At 30.3% G+C, this 21,569-nt stretch carries 27 protein-coding genes and 1 riboswitch; of the genes, 5 read left to right on the top strand and 22 right to left on the bottom strand.

Features of this window, described 5'->3' with window-relative positions:
- Positions 1 to 5: 5 nt before the first annotated feature.
- From JOC47_RS07415 to JOC47_RS07370, 10 genes are read right to left on the bottom strand one after another with little or no spacing between them, the layout of a single operon-like run.
- Positions 6 to 1,574: a proton-conducting transporter transmembrane domain-containing protein gene (locus JOC47_RS07415; RefSeq protein WP_204701427.1), complete on the bottom strand. Its 1,569-nt coding sequence runs from the start codon at positions 1,572 to 1,574 to the stop codon at positions 6 to 8.
- 2 nt (positions 1,575 to 1,576) lie between these two features.
- On the bottom strand, positions 1,577 to 3,016 hold the full coding sequence (locus tag JOC47_RS07410; RefSeq protein ID WP_204701426.1) for a complex I subunit 5 family protein: 1,440 nt from the start codon (positions 3,014 to 3,016) through the stop codon (positions 1,577 to 1,579).
- A gap of 27 nt (positions 3,017 to 3,043) precedes the next feature.
- Complete coding sequence (locus JOC47_RS07405) at positions 3,044 to 4,516, bottom strand: complex I subunit 5 family protein (protein ID WP_204701425.1); 1,473 nt, start codon at positions 4,514 to 4,516, stop codon at positions 3,044 to 3,046.
- Positions 4,513 to 4,848, bottom strand: a complete 336-nt coding sequence (locus tag JOC47_RS07400; protein ID WP_204701424.1) for an NADH-quinone oxidoreductase subunit K — start codon at positions 4,846 to 4,848, stop codon at positions 4,513 to 4,515. Before JOC47_RS07400 ends, JOC47_RS07405 begins: the two co-directional genes overlap by 4 nt.
- On the bottom strand, positions 4,849 to 5,559 hold the full coding sequence (gene mbhE / locus JOC47_RS07395; RefSeq protein ID WP_204701423.1) for a hydrogen gas-evolving membrane-bound hydrogenase subunit E: 711 nt from the start codon (positions 5,557 to 5,559) through the stop codon (positions 4,849 to 4,851).
- Positions 5,559 to 5,801 (bottom strand): Na(+)/H(+) antiporter subunit B, encoded by a 243-nt coding sequence (locus JOC47_RS07390; protein ID WP_204701422.1) that lies wholly within the window; start codon positions 5,799 to 5,801, stop codon positions 5,559 to 5,561. Before JOC47_RS07390 ends, mbhE begins: the two co-directional genes overlap by 1 nt.
- Positions 5,801 to 6,133: a monovalent cation/H(+) antiporter subunit G gene (mnhG, locus tag JOC47_RS07385; protein WP_239550979.1), complete on the bottom strand. Its 333-nt coding sequence runs from the start codon at positions 6,131 to 6,133 to the stop codon at positions 5,801 to 5,803. The genes JOC47_RS07390 and mnhG overlap by 1 nt, the downstream gene beginning before the upstream one ends.
- 28 nt (positions 6,134 to 6,161) lie before the next feature.
- The gene (locus tag JOC47_RS07380) at positions 6,162 to 6,404 is read right to left on the bottom strand and encodes an MrpF/PhaF family protein (protein ID WP_204701421.1); all 243 of its coding nucleotides are present in this window, start codon (positions 6,402 to 6,404) and stop codon (positions 6,162 to 6,164) included.
- Positions 6,401 to 6,919: a Na+/H+ antiporter subunit E gene (locus JOC47_RS07375; RefSeq protein ID WP_204701420.1), complete on the bottom strand. Its 519-nt coding sequence runs from the start codon at positions 6,917 to 6,919 to the stop codon at positions 6,401 to 6,403. The genes JOC47_RS07380 and JOC47_RS07375 overlap by 4 nt, the downstream gene beginning before the upstream one ends.
- A 21-nt stretch (positions 6,920 to 6,940) precedes the next feature.
- Entirely contained in the window at positions 6,941 to 8,194 is a 1,254-nt protein-coding gene (locus JOC47_RS07370) for a SpoIIE family protein phosphatase (protein WP_204701419.1), read from the bottom strand.
- A gap of 186 nt (positions 8,195 to 8,380) precedes the next feature.
- Between JOC47_RS07370 and JOC47_RS07365 the strand changes: the two genes are divergently transcribed.
- Positions 8,381 to 8,602, top strand: a complete 222-nt coding sequence (locus tag JOC47_RS07365; protein WP_204701418.1) for an alpha/beta-type small acid-soluble spore protein — start codon at positions 8,381 to 8,383, stop codon at positions 8,600 to 8,602.
- Positions 8,603 to 8,677: 75 nt separating this feature from the next.
- On the opposite strand, the gene JOC47_RS07360 is transcribed toward JOC47_RS07365, so the two are convergent.
- The 5 genes from JOC47_RS07360 to thiT form a co-directional block, all read right to left on the bottom strand.
- Positions 8,678 to 8,935 carry a hypothetical protein gene (locus JOC47_RS07360; protein WP_204701417.1) on the bottom strand — a complete coding sequence of 86 codons (258 nt, stop codon included), beginning with the start codon at positions 8,933 to 8,935 and terminating at the stop codon, positions 8,678 to 8,680.
- Positions 8,936 to 9,025: 90 nt separating this feature from the next.
- Positions 9,026 to 10,375 carry an FAD-dependent oxidoreductase gene (locus JOC47_RS07355; RefSeq protein WP_204701416.1) on the bottom strand — a complete coding sequence of 450 codons (1,350 nt, stop codon included), beginning with the start codon at positions 10,373 to 10,375 and terminating at the stop codon, positions 9,026 to 9,028.
- 39 nt (positions 10,376 to 10,414) lie between these two features.
- Positions 10,415 to 10,618, bottom strand: coding sequence for a hypothetical protein (locus JOC47_RS07350; RefSeq protein WP_239550978.1), 204 nt, complete (start codon positions 10,616 to 10,618; stop codon positions 10,415 to 10,417).
- Positions 10,619 to 10,702: 84 nt separating this feature from the next.
- Positions 10,703 to 11,341, bottom strand: a complete 639-nt coding sequence (locus JOC47_RS07345) for a thiamine diphosphokinase (RefSeq protein ID WP_204701415.1) — start codon at positions 11,339 to 11,341, stop codon at positions 10,703 to 10,705.
- Position 11,342: 1 nt separating this feature from the next.
- Positions 11,343 to 11,909, bottom strand: a complete 567-nt coding sequence (thiT, locus tag JOC47_RS07340; RefSeq protein WP_204701414.1) for an energy-coupled thiamine transporter ThiT — start codon at positions 11,907 to 11,909, stop codon at positions 11,343 to 11,345.
- Positions 11,910 to 11,992: 83 nt separating this feature from the next.
- Positions 11,993 to 12,098, bottom strand: a riboswitch (TPP riboswitch).
- Between the two features lie 136 nt (positions 12,099 to 12,234).
- On the opposite strand from thiT, the gene JOC47_RS07335 reads away from it, so the two are divergent.
- Positions 12,235 to 12,615, top strand: a complete 381-nt coding sequence (locus JOC47_RS07335) for a hypothetical protein (RefSeq protein WP_204701413.1) — start codon at positions 12,235 to 12,237, stop codon at positions 12,613 to 12,615.
- Positions 12,616 to 12,666: 51 nt separating this feature from the next.
- Here JOC47_RS07335 and lnt read toward each other — a convergent pair whose 3' ends face one another.
- The 7 genes from lnt to JOC47_RS07300 all read right to left on the bottom strand — a co-directional run bounded on the left by lnt (position 12,667) and on the right by JOC47_RS07300 (position 19,049).
- Entirely contained in the window at positions 12,667 to 14,145 is a 1,479-nt protein-coding gene (gene lnt / locus JOC47_RS07330; RefSeq protein WP_204701412.1) for an apolipoprotein N-acyltransferase, read from the bottom strand.
- Between the two features lie 142 nt (positions 14,146 to 14,287).
- A complete protein-coding gene (locus JOC47_RS07325; RefSeq protein WP_204701411.1) occupies positions 14,288 to 14,950 on the bottom strand; it encodes a cell wall hydrolase in 663 nt (220 codons plus the stop codon).
- Between the two features lie 211 nt (positions 14,951 to 15,161).
- Positions 15,162 to 15,929 carry a tRNA lysidine(34) synthetase gene (locus tag JOC47_RS07320; RefSeq protein ID WP_204701410.1) on the bottom strand — a complete coding sequence of 256 codons (768 nt, stop codon included), beginning with the start codon at positions 15,927 to 15,929 and terminating at the stop codon, positions 15,162 to 15,164.
- A 15-nt stretch (positions 15,930 to 15,944) separates the two neighbouring features.
- On the bottom strand, positions 15,945 to 16,934 hold the full coding sequence (locus JOC47_RS07315; RefSeq protein WP_204701409.1) for an AIR synthase related protein: 990 nt from the start codon (positions 16,932 to 16,934) through the stop codon (positions 15,945 to 15,947).
- Between the two features lie 48 nt (positions 16,935 to 16,982).
- Positions 16,983 to 17,498, bottom strand: coding sequence for an ECF transporter S component (locus tag JOC47_RS07310; protein ID WP_204701408.1), 516 nt, complete (start codon positions 17,496 to 17,498; stop codon positions 16,983 to 16,985).
- Positions 17,499 to 17,567: 69 nt separating this feature from the next.
- Positions 17,568 to 18,347, bottom strand: coding sequence for a ribonuclease H family protein (locus tag JOC47_RS07305; protein ID WP_204701407.1), 780 nt, complete (start codon positions 18,345 to 18,347; stop codon positions 17,568 to 17,570).
- 153 nt (positions 18,348 to 18,500) lie between these two features.
- Positions 18,501 to 19,049 carry a DJ-1 family glyoxalase III gene (locus JOC47_RS07300; RefSeq protein ID WP_204701406.1) on the bottom strand — a complete coding sequence of 183 codons (549 nt, stop codon included), beginning with the start codon at positions 19,047 to 19,049 and terminating at the stop codon, positions 18,501 to 18,503.
- Between the two features lie 337 nt (positions 19,050 to 19,386).
- Between JOC47_RS07300 and JOC47_RS07295 the strand changes: the two genes are divergently transcribed.
- The 3 genes from JOC47_RS07295 to tnpB are packed head-to-tail and all read left to right on the top strand — an operon-like array spanning position 19,387 to position 21,087.
- Positions 19,387 to 19,548 (top strand): hypothetical protein, encoded by a 162-nt coding sequence (locus JOC47_RS07295; RefSeq protein ID WP_204701405.1) that lies wholly within the window; start codon positions 19,387 to 19,389, stop codon positions 19,546 to 19,548.
- Positions 19,538 to 19,948, top strand: a complete 411-nt coding sequence (gene tnpA / locus JOC47_RS07290; RefSeq protein ID WP_239550977.1) for an IS200/IS605 family transposase — start codon at positions 19,538 to 19,540, stop codon at positions 19,946 to 19,948. Before JOC47_RS07295 ends, tnpA begins: the two co-directional genes overlap by 11 nt.
- Positions 19,949 to 19,965: 17 nt before the next feature.
- Entirely contained in the window at positions 19,966 to 21,087 is a 1,122-nt protein-coding gene (gene tnpB, locus JOC47_RS07285) for an IS200/IS605 family element RNA-guided endonuclease TnpB (protein WP_204701404.1), read from the top strand.
- Positions 21,088 to 21,569 lie beyond the last annotated feature (482 nt).

Raw genomic sequence — 21,569 nt, 5'->3', positions numbered from 1 at the left:
CCTTACTATATTAGCGCCTGTCCCCACAACAATACTAATGCCGTTAAAATCCATAATATATAACGCTGTAAATTACCATTATGCCACTGGCTTAATTTACTACCAAAATAATTAAAACCTCTCCCTAATAATTTATATAAATCAAAGGGATGACTTTTATGGGGTTGAGGTTTAACCCACTGATAAGCTAGTTTTAATAAGATTGCTGCTAATAGAGTTGGCTGTAGTCCTACCCATAAATAATGTAATGAAAAATAATTAACTTCCTTTTTAACTCCACCTAATATTTGTAATAAAAGTTGTGGTCTAAGACCAATGATTAAACAAGCAGCAGCTAACAAACCCATCCCCACTAGCATTCCTTTTGTTGGCCGTTGTTTGGTCTCTATTTCTTGCTCTGCTGATTTAAAAAAACCAAAATAAAGTATTTTTAAAAAGGATAATGAAGTTCCAATTGCAGCTATATACATCCCCCACACTAATATTGGATCATTAGTTCCTTTTTTCAGTAACAATTTACTGATGTGACCGTTAAAAAATGGAATTCCTGCGATAGAAACAGCAGCTATAATAACGTATACAGTTGTATACGGTAATTTTTTAAATAAACTACCTAAATTGATTAAATCCTCTTCTCCTTTTGTAGAATAAATTACTGCTCCAATTATCATAAATAATAATCCTTTATACAAAATATTATTTGCTAAATGCAGTAATCCTCCCTTTTTTCCAATAGCTGTTCCTACGCTTAAACCAACAATCATATATCCAATTTGGCTGATAATATGATAAGATAATAATTTTCGCACTTTGGTTTGGCTTAATGCTAATAAAACACCAATTACTGCCGTTACTATCCCAGCATAAGCCAAATATTGTCTACTTCCTAATAATTTATAAAAACTATAAACCCCAACTTTAGTAGTATAGGCTGATAATATCACACTAATATAAAATGGAGTTTCAGCATAAGTTTTAGGTAACCAAGTATGAAAGCCAATAAAAGCTAATTTAATAGCCACTGCTAAGATAAAGAAAGGTAGCCCTACTTTAACTGTAGTTAGAGCCATAGTTCCTACTGCACTATAATGTAACAAGATTCCCCATAACAGACTAATTGCTCCTACTAAATGCATCACAAAATAATAATAGCTAGTCTCTCTTGTGACTGGTTTCTGATTATTGAAAATTAGAAAATAAGAACTAATCGTCATTAGTTCCCAGCAAATATAGAAAGAGAAAAAATCACCAACAAAAATAATAGCTAAAGAACTACCGATATAAAAATAAGTCAAGCAATAATCCTTACGGCTAAATAAATTAATCCCATAAATCACAGCAGCAATACTAAAGAATACAAATATAAATCCTATGAAACGATTAACAGCTGTAACTTCTAATAGAATCATTTCAAAATCTAGAAACGGCAGCTGTAGATATTGGCCCTGGGGCAAAGCAAATAATATTATCCCCGTACTTACTGCAGTAATTAAAGCAAAATATTTACGCCATTCTTCTTTACTCATATATAAAATTATGCTAGCAATTAAATATATTATCCCTGGATTGATCATTTTTACCCCCCTAAAATACTAATCGTTTTATTAATTAGTTCCAGCATTGGCCCTGGTATAATACCTAACACCAAACAAGAACCTGCTAAAACTGTAGTTACTGCGGTTAATCGTTTAGATTCTTTATAATTATTATCAAACTCTTCTTCCCAGTTTTTTCTTCTACTATATAAAACTTTAATTATCCTCAAATAATAGACTAAGGATAAAATAGTACCAATTAAAATAGTAAATGCAATATTCACATAGCCGGCATCGATAATTGCCTGTACCATTAACCATTTACTAACAAAACCATTAAAAGGCGGTAACCCAATTATAGCTAACGATACTCCTGTAAATAGCAAAGTAGAATAAGGAAATTTATAGCCCAGCCCCTGCCAATCCCGGATTAAATAACTCTTAATTCGCAGAGATAAAATTCCACTTAATAAAAACAAAGCACTCTTCATTAACGCATGATTTAAGAGATGAAAATTAGCTGCTATTAACCCCTTCTCTGTTCCTAAGCTAAAGACCATGATTAGATATCCTAAATGAGCAATACTTGAATAGGCTAATAACCGCTTAATATTTTGTTGTTGATAAGCTAATAAATGAGCAACTAAAAAAGTAATTACTCCCCACATCATAACTATTATCTGTAATTTACTACTAAAGAATGCGCCCCCAAATAGATTGTGCAGTACTTTAATTAAACTATATAAAACCGTTTTAAGAATCAAAGCTGAAGATAAAGCATTAAAAGTCACATTAGCATTAGTATATACATCAGGCAGCCAAGCATGTAACGGTACTAAAGCTATTTTACTGCCAAAACCAACTAACAATAATATTTTAATAGTAGCCTGTTGGAAATCTGAGATATTTTGGCTTCTAATCGCTATTTCTGCTAAATCAAGAGTTCCAGTTAATTTATAACTTAATATAATTGCTAATAAAACTAGCATGCCCCCAATAGATCCCACTACTATATATTTTAATACTCCTTCAAAATTATTCCGATTTTGATTTATCGCTGCTAGCGAATAGGAAACAATTGAGGCTATTTCAAACCAAACATATAAATTGAAAAAATCTGCTGTTAAAACTAATCCCATCAAAGAAGCAGTTAGCACATAAATTAATATATAATATTTAGCTTTATTCTCTTGTATATAACTACTACAATAAATTAAAATCAAATAAGTTAATAGAGCAATTAACCACACCATAAATACACCATCAGCCGCAAGATGCAGTCGAATTCCTAACAGTTTCTCCCAACTGCCCAGAAAATATTCTATCCCATTGCTTCCTATACTGCTAGTGATTTTAAATACAATCAGTAAATATCCACTAAAAATACTGAGAGTTATAAAATCTAAATAATCTGCAATAATCCTCTTTATAATTCCCAAAATAAAAGCTGTTAATAAAGGATAAATAATTAACCAGACCATAAATCATTTCTCTCCTTTATTGATAAATTATCCAGTAAATAAAATTTGATAATATTCTTTGGATTTTAATAAATATCTTACTGCCTGCCCTAATTTAGGTAATAATATATTAGGAGCTAAACCAATTATTAAACATAATGAAGTTAATGTAATAACAGGAATTTTAAGTCGCCAATTTATATTAATGATTTTATAGTTTTCTTTCTTTTTGGTATAAATTGCTTTAATCACTTTCAAATAATAACTTAACGCTAGGATACTCCCTAATAAAATTGCTCCGGCAGGAATTATAAATCCTGCTTTAATGGCTGCTAAAGCTATCAGCCATTTACTAATAAAAATATTAAACGGTGGTAATCCAATTAAAGTTATAGCAGCAATAGTAAATCCTAAGGCTACTAGTGGTGTTTTATATCCGATGCCCACTAGACTTTTGATCTTTTTAGCTTTTATTTTTTCACTAAAAATTCCTGCTGCTAAAAAGAGAGCAGATTTAACTAAAGCATGATTAATAATATGAAAAATTCCGCCACTCATCCCCTGTTTAGTTAAAGTTCCAATTCCAATCATAATATATCCGATTTGAGAAATACTTGAATAAGCTAATAATCGTTTTAAACTTTGCTGCTGATAAGCTAAAAAATGTCCGACTAGTAAGGTAATTACTCCAGAATAAATTAAAATTAAATTTAAATTAGAAGCTATTATTTCGCTGGGATTACTTAAAATCAATAATGTTCTCAACCAAGCATATAAGTATCCTTTAATTACTATACCTGACAACAAAGCACTGATTGAAGCAGGAGCAGCTGGATGAGCATCAGGTAACCAAGTATGTAATGGAACTAAAGCAAACTTACTGCCAAAACCAATCAAAAACAGACTAATAATTCCTGATTTAACTACTTTAGAAATATCACTAGACCTAACTACTAACTGAGCTAAATTTAAAGTTCCAGTCTGATGATATGTTAAAATAATAGCTAATAAGACAAAAAAACCACCAACAGTTCCAATAATAATATATTTAAAACTTGCTTCATAAGCCTTATGATTGCGCCTAAAAGCTACTAATGCATAAGAAACAATGGAGACAATCTCTACACAAACAAATAAATTAAACAAATCCCCTGTTAAAATCATCCCATTTAAAGCAGCAGTTAGAACAAATAATAAAGTATAATATTTTGATATGTTCTTTTCAATATAAGCTAAAGAATAAATAATAATTAATAAGTTTAGCAAAGCAACTGTAACAATTAAGATCCCAGCTAAAGGATCAGCTACTAGATTAATCCCTTTAGTCATTTCCCAACTGCCTAAACTATATGCTAGAGGTTTAATCAGTACTTTTCTAAATAAACTGCAGCTTAAAATAAATGTTAAAATACTACTACTGATGATTATCCAATTATAAATTTTCTTTAAATATAAATTAATTGCTAATAAACTGAAAGCAATTAATAATGGCCCTATTATTAGCCAAATCATCTCATTCATCCTCGTAACCTCCTGATTTCACTTATATCTAAAGTACCATATTCTTTATAAAGTTTAATAGCTAAAAATAGCATTACGGCAGTTGTACTAGCACCAATCACTATTGCTGTTAAAGCTAAAGCTTGTGGTAAAGGATCTACAATTAGTTCATATTCTTTATCTAAAATAGGAGCTGTACCTCCATCTTTATAACTTAATTGAATTAAAAATAAAATTAATGATGCCTCCATAATATTAATGCCCATAATTATTTTAATCACATTTTTTCGATTTAAAATTGTATAAATTCCCAAAATGAATAATATTGCAATTACTATTTGAACTGCTAGCACTTATTCCACCTCCCGAACTAAGCAATTAAAGATAATTGATAAACTTGCTCCTACTTTAATTCCCGTCATTAAATTAAGCCAAGGAATAGTTCCGGCACTAATTAATTTTCCTGCTTCTCCTAAATAAAATCCTGCCTGTCCATTAGCTAAAAAATTATATCCACTAACCATTCCTAATAAACCAATAATCACAAATCCTGCCATGCCTAAATTTTCTAATAAGGATTTGGCCCTTAATACATCTTCTTCTCTTGTTCTGCGCACTCCAAAAGTAATTGTCAATAGCACAAAAATAGTAGCTATTACTACTCCCCCGGCAAAACCACCGCCCGGAGATAAATGACCATAAAAGATCAAATAAAATCCGAATATATATAAGAATGGTACAATGAAACTTATGTTTTGGTATACTAAAGGGGAAAAATTATTATAAACTAAAGAACTGGTACTTCGTTTAGTTAATAAACTGATAATTAACGCAGCAATAAATATTACTGTAGCTTCTCCTAATGTATCAAACCCACGATAATCAAATAAAATAGCTGTTACTAAATTAATTGATTTTGTATCCTGTACTCCTTGATTAATATAATATTCACTAAGGTCATAATTATTATTAAAATTATTTTGATTGAAATTCATAAAAGTAACAACTAATAATATACCTAGCAGGAATATTAATCCTAAACTATAAACCTTTTTGAAGGTCATTACTCTTTTCCCCCTCCTGTCTTATCAATTGTAATAATAAATAATCCAGTTGTAATCCCACTCCCAATTACAATTTCTGTTAAAGCTACATCAGGCGCTTGAAAAATCACAAAAATAACTACTAAACTAGAACTAAAAATTGATAGTCCAATTACTGAACTAACTAAATTATCAGCAAAAACTACTACAAGAGCCGCAACAACAGTCAATAATAATAATATATATAATATTATTTCAATCATTATTCATCACCTGTCTTTCTATATTGCAAATCATCTCTACTTAATTTTAAATGTTGGAAATGATCTTTTTCATCACTATAATAAGCTGCCCAAGCAATAGCATGACTAGTTGCAGGATTAGTAATAATTAATAATAAAATTATTACTAATAATTTTAAAGAAAAGAAGGAGAACCCGGTTAAAAAGATAATCCCCAACAAAATTGAAATTGCTCCTCCAGTTACTGCTTTAGATAAAATATGTAAGCGAATATAAAAATCAGTAAAACGAATCATTCCAATTCCCGTAATTAAAAAGAAGAATGTTCCGTTAATAATTAAAAAATATGCCAATATCTCAATAATTCTAATCCCCTCCTGTTTAATTACTAAAATATTTAGCCATAATTAGTGTATCAGTAAATAACAATAATGCAAATACAATTGCTACATCAATAAAGATCTCTCTTTCAAAATAGAGACTTAATAATACTAAAATCAATAAAAACATAATCCCTATTGTATCTGCAGCAGCAATCCGGTCAAAGACAGTTGGCCCTTTAAGGACACGATAAAAAGTCATAGCAATTGCTAATAAAATAGCAATCATAATAATTTCTATCATGCAAATAGCCTCCTTACAATTTCATCGAAATTACTGACCATTTTTTCTTTCATCTCCTCTTCTGTACCACCTTCCATATCAATCCAGTGGATATATAATTGATTATTATTAATATTAGCTGAAACTGCTACTGTACCTGGAGTTAAAGTGATTATATTAGCCAAAATAGTTAATTTCATAATATTATTTTTTTCACCTAAATCTATATCAGTCTTAATAATAGCTGGATTAAATTTCTTATAAGGATTTAAAACAAACCAAGCAACTTTATAACTAGCAATAAAAACTTGGATAGCAATTATTACACCATAATAAGCAAATAAAAAGAAATTCCTAATAAATTTTTCAGCTACTTTAATAGTAAAAGAACTATAACTAATAACTAAATTAACACTTAAAGAAATAAATAACCCTAATATTAATGATGGTAAAGATAGATTAGATGAAATAACAATCCAGACTATATATAATAATAGGATAATATATATCTTTTTTTTATTTTTTATTATCTTCATTATTCTGACCTCCTGATAAAATTAATTTTGATACTTAATAATTAAAAAAGTAATATCGTCTTGACTCTCTAAATCCCCTGTAAAATCTTTAAAATCTCTTTTAATTTCTTGGCTTATTTCTTGAGCAGATAAATTGGCGTATTCTTCAAATAGCCAAGCTAATCTTTCTCTTCCATATAATTCTTCACCATGTACTTCTTCAATTAAACCATCTGTAGTAACTAACAAACTATTATTAGGTTCTAGTTTGATACTATCTTCTGCAATTTCTAAAGATTGAATATCAAAAGCACTAGAAATAGGTAAAGAAGAAGCAGTTAAAGAGCTAATCTCATTTTCTGCTGTACTTAATAATGGCGGAATATGAATTCCAGCATTACTATAAGTTAATTCCATAGTATCTTTGTTTAATATTCCTAACATAATACATAAAAAATAATCATCAGGAAAACCTTCTTCACGATATTTTCTAGATAAAAACCTAAGTATTTGAGCAGAAGATAAATTATTACCAGAGTGTGAATGTAAAAAACTATTAATAGTTTCTCTGACAAAAACATTTAATAACGCCCCATCAATTCCATGTCCAGTAATATCAACTACATAAAATAATAAATAACCTTCAATTTCAATTAAATTATAAAAATCTCCACCTAATTGTTGGGCTGGTTTATAGTAAACATCAATATCTAAATTATCTATTTTAGGTAATTTTTTCGGTAATAAATTCTTATGTAATTTCTTTGCCTTAGCTATATTTTCATTTAATTTCTGATTCTTTTTCATTATTTCTTCTTGTTTTTCTTCTAATTCTTGATTCATAGCCTTAATTTCTTCTGTACTCTCTTGTAATTCAGAATATTTTTCTTGTAGTTCCCATTCAAATTTTTTCTTTTCAGTAATATCAATTACATATGTTACTTTTCTTGCTTCACAATCTTGCCCAAGTATTTTAGCAGCATTAGCTAAAATAACCATATGCTTTCCTTCTTTATCTATAACTTCCCATTCTCCTTCTATTTCAGTTGAATCATTAATGAATTTATCATGTAAGTCGGTTAATTTCTTTTTATTTCTTTTAGTAGTCACTAGTGAAAAATGTTCACCTAGTAATTCTTCTTTATTATAACCATATAATTCACAATATTTAGGATTTACATATTCAAAAAACCCATTTTTATCCGTAATACAGATTCCAATGGGAGAATTTTTGATTATATTAATATATGCTTCTAAATTATATTCAATTAAATCTAAATTACAGTTGGAGCTCATATTAGCTACCTCCATAATAAATTATTTGTACTAGTTAATAATTTCGATAAGAAATGAAAATTACCTTTTTTCAACAAGATTTTATTCCTATCTATAAATAAAAACAATTTTTTTAAAACTTAACTTGTATTAAAAATAAAATATAGTAGATAATAATAATAGAAAATATTTAAGGAGGTGAGAATCATGTCTATCAGAAATAATAACAATCGCTTAGTTAATCCTGCTGCTGCAGCTGCTTTGGATAAATTTAAATTAGAAGTAGCTCAAGAACTAAATATTTCAAATGATTATCAATCTGGCTATTGGGGTAATATGACCTCTCGTGAATGTGGCTCTGTGGGCGGTGAAATGGTAAAAAGAATGATTCAACACTATGAAGATAATGTGGCTAGTCAACAACAATAATTCTCTCCCCACCTGTTATAAAAATAAAAAATTAAATATAAAATATAAAAGCCCTGGAAACCCAGGGCTTTTAACTTATTTTGATTCTTTTTGTAAAAGACTAAGTAAATAACTGATAAACGATAATTTTCTCCAATTTAAACTTGATAAATCAAAATCATTGAAGCGCCTTAAACAATTTTGAGAAGAACTAGATTCATTACTAACTACATCTCGTAATGACCTTAAATATTCTGACTCCCAACTTATTTGATCCTCTGTTTTTTCTCTGATAATTTCTGAAGAATATATTTTCTCAAAAACTTGCAAATGATTTCTTGATGCTTTTTTCATCAGAGGGCCCCTTTCATAGAGCAATAATTGAAATCATTATATCAAAGACTTCAATTTTCTACAAAAGAAAGTTTTGTCAGTAGAGTTAATTTATTGACGCTTCTTGTCTGCTACTATACCGGCAACCATTAATCCATCTTTAGGAATAGAAAATGGCGGCGCATATGATAAATCAAGCTCAATTAATTCATCAGCTTTCATTTCATTATAAATTGCTGTAGCTAAAACATCTATCTTCTTATCTGCATCTTCTTCTCCGATTACCTGTGCTCCTAATATTAATCCAGTTTCTTCTTCTACTACTAGTTTAATTGTAAGTATTTTAGCATTAGGATAGTATCCAGCATGATTTCTAGTTTTTATTTGAGAAGATACTACCTGATAACCTGCGTCTTCAGCTTCTTTAACTGTTAAACCAGTTCTAGCAACCCCTAAATCACAGACTTTACTAATTGCTGTACCTAATACACCTTTAAATTCATCGTCAAGATTTGCTAGATTACTACCAGCTACTCTACCTTGTTTATTAGCAGTTGATCCTAGTGGAATCCAAACTGCTTCATCCGTAATCATATGTTTTGTTTCTACACAATCACCAGCTGCATAAACATCTGGCGCAGAAGTTTCTAGTTTTGAATTAACTTTAATTGCACCAGTTTCACCAAGCTCTATACCTGCTTCTTGGGCCAATTCAACATTGGGTTTAACTCCAATCGATAATAGAACAAAATCTGTTTCTATCTCTTCCCCAGAAGCAGTTATTACTTTTTCAACTGTTTCTTCTCCAACAAATTTTTCTACACCATCATTAGTTACTACATCAACACCTTTATCAACTAAATGGTCTTCTACAATATTGGCCATATCTTCATCAAAGTTCGTTAATATTTGTTTAGCTTGTTCAACTACTGTTACATCTATATTACTCTCTAATAAGTTCTCTGCCATTTCTAATCCAATATAGCCTCCACCAATTACTACAGCTTGTTGAGGATTATTTGTTGCAATAAAATCTTTAATTTTATCAGCACTATTGACATTTCTTAAAGTAAAGATGTTTTCTAATTCTGAACCGTCGATAGGAGGTTCGATTGGACTAGCACCAGTAGAAATTAATAGTTTATCATAATCTACTTCTTGAATTTTATCGTTCTTTAAATCTTTTACGATTATTTTCTTGGCTTGGGGTTTGATTTCTTGTACCTGATGTTGAGATTTAACTACTACTTCTTTTTTTTCAGCAAAACGTTGTGGTGTATAAATAATCACATCTTCTCGGTCTTCAATTAAATCAGAAATATAATAAGGTAAACCACAACCAGAATAAGAAATATCTGTATCTTGTTCAAAGATCGTTATTTCTGCTTCCGGCATTTTTCGTTTGGCCCGGGCTGCTGCACTTGTCCCAGCAGCTACTCCACCGATGACTGCTATTTTCATGATAAGACCCCCTTGTAATTATTTAGCTACTATGCTCTTTTAAAGATTCATTCCTTCCTCACTATCATAATCTACTCCTGAAATTCCAACAGCATTAAAACCTTCCATATCTACACATTCCATACAGTTATCACACTTTTTACTTTCATCTAAATCGCAAATTAAACATTCTCCACAATTAGTGCAAGGTACACTTCCCGCAGCTAAAATACATTCATCCCTATCAATATCTTCTTTATTCAAAAAAGATCCCTCCTTAGGTAATCTTTAGTTTAACATAAAAGCAAAAAAAAATAAAGTCTGACTATTTTTAAGTCAGACTTAAGATCAATTATTAATTATCATCAATAAAGTACCAGTTATAATTTTTATTTGCGCTTCATTTTCTTCAATAATATTACTTAGTCCTAAAGTTTCCCCTCGCTTTAAGTTGCCATTTTCTAATTCATATTTGAATCCAATTAAGTTAACACCTGTGACTTCATTACTAAGAGGTAAAAAAGAAACAGTCTTCTGAGCTTTCTCTTCTATAGTTTTTCTGCCTTTTATTACTTCAATATGATTATTAGGGGTAATAATTTTAACATCTACATTTTCTCTAAAAACCCCTTCTAATAAATATAGATTAGCTAAAGCATGATCAAATCTTTTACCCAAAGCTGCAAATAAAATAACTTCTTCATAACCTTCGTCTATGACCAGTTCTAATAGCAGCTGAGTATCACTTTTATCCTTCTCAATCGGGAATCTTTTAAATTTTATATTATGCTGCTGGTAAAATTGAATCACTTCTTCAGAAATAGAATCTAAATCTCCTAGAATCAATTCTGGTATTAAGTCTAATTGATAAGTATATTCTGCTCCCCCGTCAGCACAAAAAATAGTATCATCATCTTTAATATGATTTTGATAAAATTCTTTATCCCCTTTTAACTCGCCATTTAGAAATATAACCGCCCGACTCATATTAATATTCCTGGCCTACTTGACTTAAAGAATAATTACTAACTAAGACTTTATTAAGCATAACCATAACTACTAAAGTAATAATTGTTTCAGGAATCATATAACTTCCATTATACACCAAAGAATAAAGCCACACTGGTTGCCCTTCTGGAGCATATTCTGCAAAGAATATCATACCAGATAAAAAGTGAATAATAAATCTTGTACTTCCAGCTAAAATAACTCCTAAACTAATAATCCGACTTTTTTCTGCTAAAGAATCCTTTTGAGCCAAGTTACCAACTATTCCTGCCAATCCTAATAAGGCAAAAGCAACTGGATAATCTAAAATCACCTGGGCCCAATGGAAAATAGAATTACTAAACATAATTTGCATCACTCCATAAGCTGTTCCCAACATTACTCCATCTTTCCAACTCCAGCGTAAAGCAATAAAAATAATCGGCAACATTTCTAAAGATACTGATCCACCTTGAGGCATTTTATAGATAGTAAAAAAACCTAACACTACTGCTAAAGCTAAAGAAACTCCTGATTCCGCTAATTTTTTAATCTGTTGACTATTCATAGTAATCCCCCCTAATTAAATTTATTTCTCTACATTCAAAAAAATAAATAAACACAACCCCCAGCCTAGGAATTGTGTTCTCAAAGTTATAAACTCAACTTTCCTACGCTGGTATTAACCAGTTCAGGTTCAAAGGGTCAAGGATTAAAATCCTTTCTCAGTTCTAATTGAACTCCCCTAGTGCAAATATTTAATTTTTATCTATTAACAATTATAACAAACCTACCAATAGTTTGCAACTAATTGTCGAATATAAAATTGATTTATTAATTGCTAATATGTTAAAATAAAGATAATACAACATTTTAATTTAGGAGTGATCCCTATGAATTTAGAATTAATTGTAGCAGGAGCATTTATGATTGCAGTTATTTTACAATCAATTTTATTATTAAAAGAATTCTTTTCTGGAGCAAAAAAGTTCCTTATTATTCTATTTAGTTATATCACTAGTTCATTCATTTATTTATCTGCATTGCTAATCTTTACTGCTAATTTTTATAATCAAAGCAAAATAGAATTAATCAAGATTAAAAATATCCATTCTTTAACTTCAATTAAAGCAATTTTATGGATGATTATTATTACTCTAGCTACTACTTTATTTGTGCTTATATTTTCTTTTTTAAAAAAGAAAATCACAGGAGCTAAGCACAGTACTTCTAGTAAATATATAGATCAAGACCAAGCTAAAAAACTTGAATAAACCTGGGATGATATTCAGTTAAATTAAATCCCAGCTTAAGCAGCGATTTAATTATTCTTTGCTATTGTATCTTTGATAAGCAGCAATTAATAATAGAAGTATAATTGCTATTAAACTTCCGCGGCCTATAATATCACCGATAAGATAATAAATTGTTTCTTCTCTTTTTGGTAATTCTACTTTAACTGTTAGAGTTTCAGTAGTTAATAATTCAGTTTTTTTAAGTATTTTTCCCTGAGGACTAATTAAGCCACTGATTCCTGTATTACCAATTTTAACTACTGGAACTTGATGTTCAACTGCTCTGAATATAGCAGCCTGTAAGACCTGTCTTGGAGCACTACTATCCCCAAACCAAGCTTCATTAGAAATATTAATAATAAAATCATTTTGATTATATGCGTCTCTAATATAATCTGGATTTAAAATTTCTGAACAAATTGCTCCTATCCAACTAACATTTTTTAAATTAAATTCCGTTTTCTCTTTACCAGGAGTAATATGATTAAGATTAGTTTCAATAAAATCTGGTACAATATTAGGAAAAGGAACATACTCTCCCCACGGAACAAGAATATTCTTACTATATCTATTAACTATTTCCCCTTGGTCATTAACTAATAAAGCACTATTTAAAGGTCCATTTCCCTGCCGCACAAAGCCACCAACATATAATGGAGTTCTATAATCCTTCAAATATGGAAACTTTCTATCTAAGTTATAGCTTCTTAAAATAGCAGTTTCAGGCCAGACTAAGAGGTCAGGCTTATTTTTTTGTATTTCGGTTTCTGATAATCTCACTAACTTTTTTTCTAATTGGCTATAATAATCTGAATCTAGTTTTTTATGCTGCGGAATATTCGGCTGCACAATCCCGACTCTAAAATTAGTTTTAGTAGATGAAATTTGATTTAACTCCCATCGACCGTAAGCAAAAACTCCTCCTATAATTAAAATAGCAATTAGCCCATAAATCATACTTGTTTTTTGTTTATCTGTTTGCCAGGCTACATAAAAAATTGTGTTAACTAATACAATAATAAATGTAACTAAATAAACTCCCCCTACTTGAGCAAATTGAATCATTTCTGGTATAAAACTCTGGGTATATCCTAAGAAAGCAAATAGAAATTGAAAAGAATATATGCTACGTAAAAACTCTACCCCTGTCCAAACAATAGGGACTAAAATTAATAGTGCTACGTTAAATTGTTTTTGTAAAAAATTCAAAATAACCGCAAATAAAGCAAAGTATAATGCTAAAATTGCAGCACAAATAAAAAATATTAAGGCTGATACTATCAAGGGATAACCGCTAAATTTAATAATCGGCTCCATTAACCAATTACTGCTAATTGTTAAAAAAGTAATCCCAAATAGCCATCCTAATTTTAGACTCTGCTGCCAAGATCTATTCTCCAATCCTTTTAACATTGGTATTAAACCAATCCAAGCTAATAAAGCAAATTGCGGTATTACAAATGGAAGTCCTAACATCAATCCTGATAAAATAATTAAATAGTAACTCATTGTTTAATCCTTTCTGATATGTATTTAATTAACTGTACTTAATACTATTCTTTAGCACTAAATATTTTCCTGCTAAAAATAAAGAAAACAAAAATCTTTTTAATAAATAAAGAGGCAGCCACATAGTAGCCACCTCTAAAATTCAAGCTTTTAATCTAGCAAAAACATGATTACCGATTGTTCTAATTTCCTCAGTGTTATCAAAAATCCAGCCATCTGTAGCAGTTACTGGATTATAATAATATAACGAACCGCGGCTTGGATCAAAACCATTTAAAGCATAATCTACTGCTTCATAGGCATTCTCATCTGCTTCTAAATAGATTTGTCCATCCCAAACTGCTGAAAAAGCATATTTCCCATTGTGTTTTTGATAAATAACATCAGTAATATTATTAGGAAAATGAGAATCTAACACTCGGTTGATTACTACTGCCGCTACTCCTACTTGTCCCATAAATGGTTCCCCTCTTGCTTCTGCATGGACTATTTTAGCAAAAGTATCAACCTCTGATTGCGTTAAGTCCAACCTTAATGATGAACCACTAGAATTAGAGTCTTCTTCTTTAGCCGCTGGTTGATAAGTATCATCAATGGTATCTTCACTTACTCTATCAGATAGAAAAGAAAACCCCAATAGCATAAGTAAACCTTTTAGTAACGACCATAAGCTATTTGTAGTACCATCATCTGCATAAACTGGTTCAATAAATAATAGTCCTGCACATACAGGAAATAGTAAAGTAAAAATTAAAAAGTATGTGAGTAACTTACATAATAAATTACCCCTATAATTAGTACCCATAATGACTAGTCCTTTCTAGTGGTTTGATAATCTTAACTTACTATATTATTTTCTATTATTATTGCTTAAATGTCAAAGGTAAGTTTTAGCTGTAGCACTAAATATTTTACTATCTCATTGTTATTATTTTTTATTTATATTTATGTTCATAAGTGACTAAGTAATAATTGTACTTTATCGTAAAAATAAAATCCTGAGCCAAAACCCAGGATTATTGCCATAAATTATTTACTTCATCTTTTAGTTCTTCTCTACTTAACTCTTCTGGCCATAATTCAATCTCATTACCTTCCCTCATTGCAGCTACTAAATTATAAAAGACTTGTTTTTTGTCTGCAAAACTTTGGATTAACTCTTTTATCTCTTCCCGCTTAGTATCCCCATCGTAAGGACATGGACTTTCTACTGCTTCATACTCCATAATATTTTGAGCAGTTACTATCTCTTTTTCTCGCAAATAAACTAATGGTCTAATTACATTTACTTCACTTTCAGACAAATAAGTATTCGGCCGAAAAGTCTTTATTTGCCCTGAATATAAAATACTCATTAAAAATGTTTCTACAGCATCATCATAGTGATGGCCAAAAGCTATTTTATTAAAATCATTATCTTGACAGTAATTAGTCATTACTCCTTTACGAAAATAAGAGCATTTAGCACAAGGTTGATTAGCTTGTCGTACACTTCTAGCTATTTCAGTCTCTTTGACCTCGTATTCGACCTCTAATTTATTACAAAACTGTTCTAATTTCGTATAATCAGCCTCTTCATCAAAACCTAAATCCACTGTTAATACTCTTAAATCAAAATCTAAACTTAAATGTTCTTGTAAAACTGCCAATGAATAGACTAAAAAAGCACTATCTTTCCCACCTGAAAAACCAACTAAAATTCTATCACCATCATCTATTAAATCAAATTCTGCTATCGCTCTAGCTATTCTTCTATTATAATGTTTAGGTAATGACCACTTCATAATCTATTTATCCCCCTATGCATCAGCTAAAACACGCCATAATTCATCTTCAGGAATTGATTCTAATTTCTTACTTTGCTCATTACTATGTATGACTTTATCTTGAGGACTAATCTTGCCTATTTTAGTACTTTTAATTCCATCATTTTTTAATGTATTTATCAGTTCTTCTCCTTTAGAAGTAGTTAAAATCATCATTCCTGATCCAATTAAATGATACGGATTAATCTCTAATGCTTGAGCAATAGCCTCAGTACTTGGATGAACTGGCACTTTTTCTTCCCAAATTTCAAATCCTACTTCTGCTGCATCAGTTAGCTCATAAAGTGCACCATAAAGTCCACCTTCAGTCACATCATGCATAGAATTAACTTCTAATTCAGCTCCAATCATACCTTCAGGAATCACACTAATATCTGCAGCTAAATCACGGGCCAACCGCAGGTCTTCTTCACTCACCCCTAAGTCTAATAATTTCTCTTCAAAATCACTAGCTAGGATAGAAGTTCCTTCGAGACCTGTCCATTTAGTAATTACTATATCATCACCCACTTCTGCATCAGATGAAGTTACAAATTTGTCCTTAGTAGTTTTCCCAATCGCTGTGCAGGAAACCAAAGGTTGTTTTACAATATCTGTGATTTCTGTATGCCCCCCCAACACATCAATTCCTAACTTTTGTGCTGCATCATTAATATCTTCTACAATTGCTATAATCTCTTCTTGTTCTATTTCCGGCGGAACTAATAAAGCCTGCTGAATTCCAATTGGATGAGCCCCATTAGCGGCAATATCATTACAAGCAACATTGACTGCTAAACTGCCCATTCCTTCTTGAACTCCTGTGATAGGATCAGTTGACATTACTGCTACAAATTCACCAAAGTCAATCACCGCTGAATCTTCGCCGGCTTTAGGTCCTACTAATACATCAGGATTATTACTACTAATTTGGTCTAAAACTAATCCCTTTAATTCATCAATTTTAATTTTACCTGCTTCCACAATAATCACCCTTTTTATATCAAATTACAAGTAAATATGAATTTATTATTATTCATTTATTATTTCAACGATATCAGTCTTTAAAATAGCATAAATCAATGGTAAAGCGATTACAGCACTACCAATAGCTTGACCAATATTTGGCACTATCTCTGCAGCTGGAGCAACTAAACTTTTAAACAAAATGGCTTCTCCACAATAATATCCAATCACCATTACTGCTCCCCCAACTAAAATAGCTACTATGTCTTTTATATTTAGCTCTGCTCTTTTAGCAGTTTGTAGGGCTATTTTACCTACTACCCAACCTTCTAAACCTTTAACAACTAATGTAATAGGAGCATATTGAGCGTAACCTGCTAATAGGTCAGCTAATGCTGATCCCAATCCTCCTGCAATCAAACCAACCTGCGGGCCAAAAACAATACTAGCCAAAAAAATCATACTATCTCCAGCATTGATATATCCACTTGTAGCAGGAATTGGAATCCTAATCAAATAAGTTGCTACTGTTACCAGAGCTATCATTAATCCTCTTAAAGCTAATTTTTTATTTTGATTCATCATTTCTCACTCCCTAAGTAATATTCACCAATTATTAATCTTACCACAGAAACGATTTCTTTGCAATTTCTAAGAATCTAAAGCAGTTTCTTTAGCCATCAAATCACATAACTCATTTTCAAAATGATCAGAATGAGCCTCAACCCAAGCAAATTCTATATATTTTCCTGCAGTTAATTGGTCAAATTCTTTCCAATATTCTATATTCTTAACTTTATCGCCATTAACCGTCCGCCAATTATTAAGTTTCCAATTAACAATCCATTCTGTTAAACCCTTTCTTACATACTGGCTATCAGTGACTATTCTAACTCTATCCTTATTGTCTAAAAGTTCTACTCCCTTCATAGCAGCTAATAATTCTATTAACCCACTATTTCTGACATCTACCTGTTGTGTATAATAGTCATAAGAATCATCAGCAGTTTTAATTATTACAGCATAGGCTCCTTTATCAAACTTTTCTAAAAAACTACCATCAGTATAAATTTTGGGAATAGTCGATTCATAATTATCTTTTACATAACTTTTCGTTTCTGAATTTCTTTTATCAAGCACTACCAATTTATTTTTATTATTGAATCCTATGACATCTTTATCATAGCGAAAAGAAAACGTTAGCTCAAATCCTATATAATAACTATCAGGACGTTTAGTATGTAAAACTTTTCTAAGTTGTTGTTCATGGTCCCGCAATAATTCAGTCACTTCATTTTGACTACAATATTTTAAATCTTTAGTTTCAGGAGTGAACATAATTTCTGTACTTTGATTATTCCGACTGATTTGAATTAAATAACTATCTTCTGATTCATCTATTATTTTCATTTTAAATACAAGCATTTTCATTTCTTTTCACTCCCTCGGGGTAAGTTAAGGCTAAGGTTAAGCTTAAGGTAGCAAACTTTTAGTTATTTATTTATACTTAAACTTAATAAGGGCCAACTCCTTGAATAGAAGCCAGCCCCTTAAACTCAAGCTTATACTTAAACTACTGCTAAATTAAAAGTTAGTGATCATTGCTGCCTTTAATTCTTCTGCCTTATCTTGACCTACAATTAATTCTACAATTTTAATTGCAAATTCTAAAGCAACACCAGGGCCACGTCCTGTAACTAAATTATCATCAACTACTACTCTGTCCTGTTGATAACGACAAGAAGGCATCTGTTCATCAAAACCAGGATAACTTGTCGCCGGCCGATCCTCTATCACACCTGCTTCTTCTAAAACCATCGGTGCTGCACAAATGGCTGCTACTAATCCATCCTCTTCATCTAATTTTTCTACTAATTCTACAACTCGTTTATCTTCCTTTAAATGCTTAGCTCCTGGCATACCTCCTGGTAAAACTATGCCTTCTACTTGATCTAAATCAAGATCAGAAATATTCTGATCAGCTTGTACATCAATACCATGATCACCATGGACAGTTAAACTACCTAAAGAAACAGTTACTACATTCAAACCAGCTCTTCTTAACACATCAATATTTGTAATTGCTTCTGTTTCTTCAAATCCATCTGCTAATGGAATTACAATCTGTCCCATTGTTAATTTCCTCCTTAAAATTAAATTATTTTCAAGATTCAATTGCTATATGCTATATTTTATTAATCTTCATTCTAATTATAACAAAATATAATCTCTGCTTAAAGATTAAGATTTAATCAAAATCATTATTGTAGTATAATTTAGTTTTTTTCTGTTATAGATTTTATCGGCAGAAAACCAGATGGGCTTGCCCTCTGGCTGAATGCCGATATTTTTTAATGCAATTAAATATTGCTTAAAAAATATAATATCCTCCCAACTTTCTATAAAACTACTTTTCTATTTACATATATATAATATATTTTGATATAATATATATGTAAGGGGGTATCTAATGAGCAAAACACAAATTAATATTTCTATTCTAGAAGAATGGAAAGATGAACTTGAGAATTTAGCACGAATATACTCTGTGGAAGAAGAAAAGACATTAACCTATTTAGATTTAATGCGTAGAGCTATACAAGAGAAATACGAGTTGACTAATGATGAATAATAACTATAAGAGTTTAAGTCATTGTAAATATTTAGTACAATATCATCTTGTATGGTGTCCTAAATTTAGATTTGAAGTAATAAATGGTAATATAAAAAAATCATTAAAAAATATTTTTGCTGATATATGTAACAAATATCAATATGGAATTTTAGAATTAGAAGTAATGCCAGACCATATACACATTTTTTTATCAGCTAAACCAACAGTAGCACCTACTGACATAGTTAGGACTTTAAAAAGTATTTCTGCAATAAAATTATTTAAAGAATATCCAAAACTAAAGAAATTCTATGCTCGTTGTGGTTCGCTTTGGAGTAAGGGATATTTTGTTAGTACGATTGGTAATGTAAGCTCTCAAACTATTAAGAGATATATTCAAAATCAAAATTCTAATTAGAAAGCGAGGTGAAGATAGTGATTAAGAAATTCAAAGCAATTAATAAAGCATATAAGTTTAGGATTTATCCTAATCAAGAACAACAGGAGTTAATTGATAAGACTATAGGTTGTTCTAGATTCATCTATAATGATTTTTTAGCCAAAGCTAAAGATAATGAATATAAATCATATACTAAATATTCTAGACAATTACCTCAACTAAAAAAAGAATATGAGTGGTTAAAAGAAGTAGATAGTATAGCTTTACAACAATCTCTTAAAGACCTAGATAGAGCATTTAAAAATTTCTTTAGTGGCAAATATAATTATCCCAAATTTAAATCTAAAAGAAAAGCTAGACAGTCTTATAGAACACAAAAATTCATTAGACCTAGTGGTAGCACTAATATTGAAATAAAAGATAATTGCATCAAATTGCCTAAGCTATCTTGGGTTAAGTTTGCTAAATCTAAAGAAATTAAGGGCAAAATAAATAATGTTACAGTTTCTAAATCTAAAACAGGTAAGTATTATATCTCTATTAATGTTAGACAGATTCTAAAAACAATTGTTAATAATAATCAAGGAGAACTAGGATTAGATTTAGGAATTAAAGATTTTTTAACTACCTCTGATGGAGAACATATCTCAAATCCTGGACATCTATCTAAATACGAAGATAAATTAGCCAAACTACAAAAGAAACTAGCTCGTAAAGAAGAAGGTAGTAATAATTGGCATGAACTTAAAAAGAAAATTGCTAAAGTTCATACTAAAATCAAGAATATTCGTAAAGACTTCCTTCATAAATTGTCCACTAGATTAACGAAGGAGAATCAACTTCTAGTCATAGAGGATTTGAATGTGAAGGGGATGCTAAAAAATTCTAAACTAGCTAAACACATCTCTGATTGTGCTTGGAATATGTTTACTACTATGCTTGAATATAAAAGTAAATGGTATGATTGTATCTTACACAAAGCAGATAGATTTTTTGCTAGTAGCCAAACTTGTTCAGAATGTGGTAATAAAAATCCTAAAGTAAAAGACTTATCAATTCGTAGTTGGACTTGTAAATGTGGAGCTACTCACGATAGAGATGTAAATGCTAGTTTAAATCTTTTACAACAAGGTAAATTAGAGAGAGGTATAAATTAGTTTCATTAGGGTAGGGCTTACCCGAATTACGCCTTTGGAGAGAGCATAAGACCTAACTTGATCTACCATTTGGTATGCTTTGAGTAGGCAATTCTCTACGAATAAGGAATCTGCGTGGGCTTGCCCCGCAGAGTGTCAATAATTACTTTATTTATTATTTTATGTTCATAAGTGACTAAGTAAAAACTGTACTTAACAATAAAAAAACAATACATAAAATAGATTAAAAATCAAATACTATAAATATTAATTACCACTTACTTCAGATGATCTTTTATTAAAGAAGTCAACAATATGTTACAATTACTAGATAAATTTACACTTTTGCTTTTTAAATTAGTTTTTTATATTCTATTTGCCCTATTTTTATTTAGCAGTTTTAAATTCATAATCAGACTAATCGATAATCCAGCAACAATTAAACAATTAATCTATATATTTAAAACTTTCCCCTCTTTAAGTAGCTTACATTTATCAAATTT

The organism is Halanaerobacter jeridensis (genome assembly GCF_016908315.1).
Lineage (GTDB): Bacteria > Bacillota > Halanaerobiia > Halobacteroidales > Halobacteroidaceae > Halanaerobacter > Halanaerobacter jeridensis.
Note: the sequence above shows the minus strand (reverse complement) of the source record. Positions and strands in the feature narration are given on the sequence as shown.

Excerpts from the sequence above, each read along its gene's own strand:
- JOC47_RS07390 (WP_204701422.1), bottom strand. The coding sequence starts at position 5,801 with ATGATTGAAATAATATTATATATATTATTATTATTGACTGTTGTTGCG.
- JOC47_RS07405 (WP_204701425.1), bottom strand. The coding sequence starts at position 4,516 with ATGAATGAGATGATTTGGCTAATAATAGGGCCATTATTAATTGCTTTC.
- JOC47_RS07365 (WP_204701418.1), top strand. The coding sequence starts at position 8,381 with ATGTCTATCAGAAATAATAACAATCGCTTAGTTAATCCTGCTGCTGCA.
- JOC47_RS07310 (WP_204701408.1), bottom strand. The coding sequence starts at position 17,498 with ATGAATCAAAATAAAAAATTAGCTTTAAGAGGATTAATGATAGCTCTG.
- JOC47_RS07320 (WP_204701410.1), bottom strand. The coding sequence starts at position 15,929 with ATGAAGTGGTCATTACCTAAACATTATAATAGAAGAATAGCTAGAGCG.
- JOC47_RS07325 (WP_204701411.1), bottom strand. The coding sequence starts at position 14,950 with ATGGGTACTAATTATAGGGGTAATTTATTATGTAAGTTACTCACATAC.
- JOC47_RS07355 (WP_204701416.1), bottom strand. The coding sequence starts at position 10,375 with ATGAAAATAGCAGTCATCGGTGGAGTAGCTGCTGGGACAAGTGCAGCA.
- JOC47_RS07295 (WP_204701405.1), top strand. The coding sequence starts at position 19,387 with ATGAGCAAAACACAAATTAATATTTCTATTCTAGAAGAATGGAAAGAT.
- thiT (WP_204701414.1), bottom strand. The coding sequence starts at position 11,909 with ATGAATAGTCAACAGATTAAAAAATTAGCGGAATCAGGAGTTTCTTTA.
- JOC47_RS07345 (WP_204701415.1), bottom strand. The coding sequence starts at position 11,341 with ATGAGTCGGGCGGTTATATTTCTAAATGGCGAGTTAAAAGGGGATAAA.
- JOC47_RS07380 (WP_204701421.1), bottom strand. The coding sequence starts at position 6,404 with ATGATAGAAATTATTATGATTGCTATTTTATTAGCAATTGCTATGACT.
- JOC47_RS07410 (WP_204701426.1), bottom strand. The coding sequence starts at position 3,016 with ATGGTCTGGTTAATTATTTATCCTTTATTAACAGCTTTTATTTTGGGA.
- JOC47_RS07370 (WP_204701419.1), bottom strand. The coding sequence starts at position 8,194 with ATGAGCTCCAACTGTAATTTAGATTTAATTGAATATAATTTAGAAGCA.
- mbhE (WP_204701423.1), bottom strand. The coding sequence starts at position 5,559 with ATGACCTTCAAAAAGGTTTATAGTTTAGGATTAATATTCCTGCTAGGT.
- JOC47_RS07300 (WP_204701406.1), bottom strand. The coding sequence starts at position 19,049 with ATGGGACAGATTGTAATTCCATTAGCAGATGGATTTGAAGAAACAGAA.
- JOC47_RS07305 (WP_204701407.1), bottom strand. The coding sequence starts at position 18,347 with ATGAAAATGCTTGTATTTAAAATGAAAATAATAGATGAATCAGAAGAT.
- JOC47_RS07375 (WP_204701420.1), bottom strand. The coding sequence starts at position 6,919 with ATGAAGATAATAAAAAATAAAAAAAAGATATATATTATCCTATTATTA.
- JOC47_RS07415 (WP_204701427.1), bottom strand. The coding sequence starts at position 1,574 with ATGATCAATCCAGGGATAATATATTTAATTGCTAGCATAATTTTATAT.
- lnt (WP_204701412.1), bottom strand. The coding sequence starts at position 14,145 with ATGAGTTACTATTTAATTATTTTATCAGGATTGATGTTAGGACTTCCA.
- JOC47_RS07360 (WP_204701417.1), bottom strand. The coding sequence starts at position 8,935 with ATGAAAAAAGCATCAAGAAATCATTTGCAAGTTTTTGAGAAAATATAT.
- JOC47_RS07335 (WP_204701413.1), top strand. The coding sequence starts at position 12,235 with ATGAATTTAGAATTAATTGTAGCAGGAGCATTTATGATTGCAGTTATT.
- tnpA (WP_239550977.1), top strand. The coding sequence starts at position 19,538 with ATGATGAATAATAACTATAAGAGTTTAAGTCATTGTAAATATTTAGTA.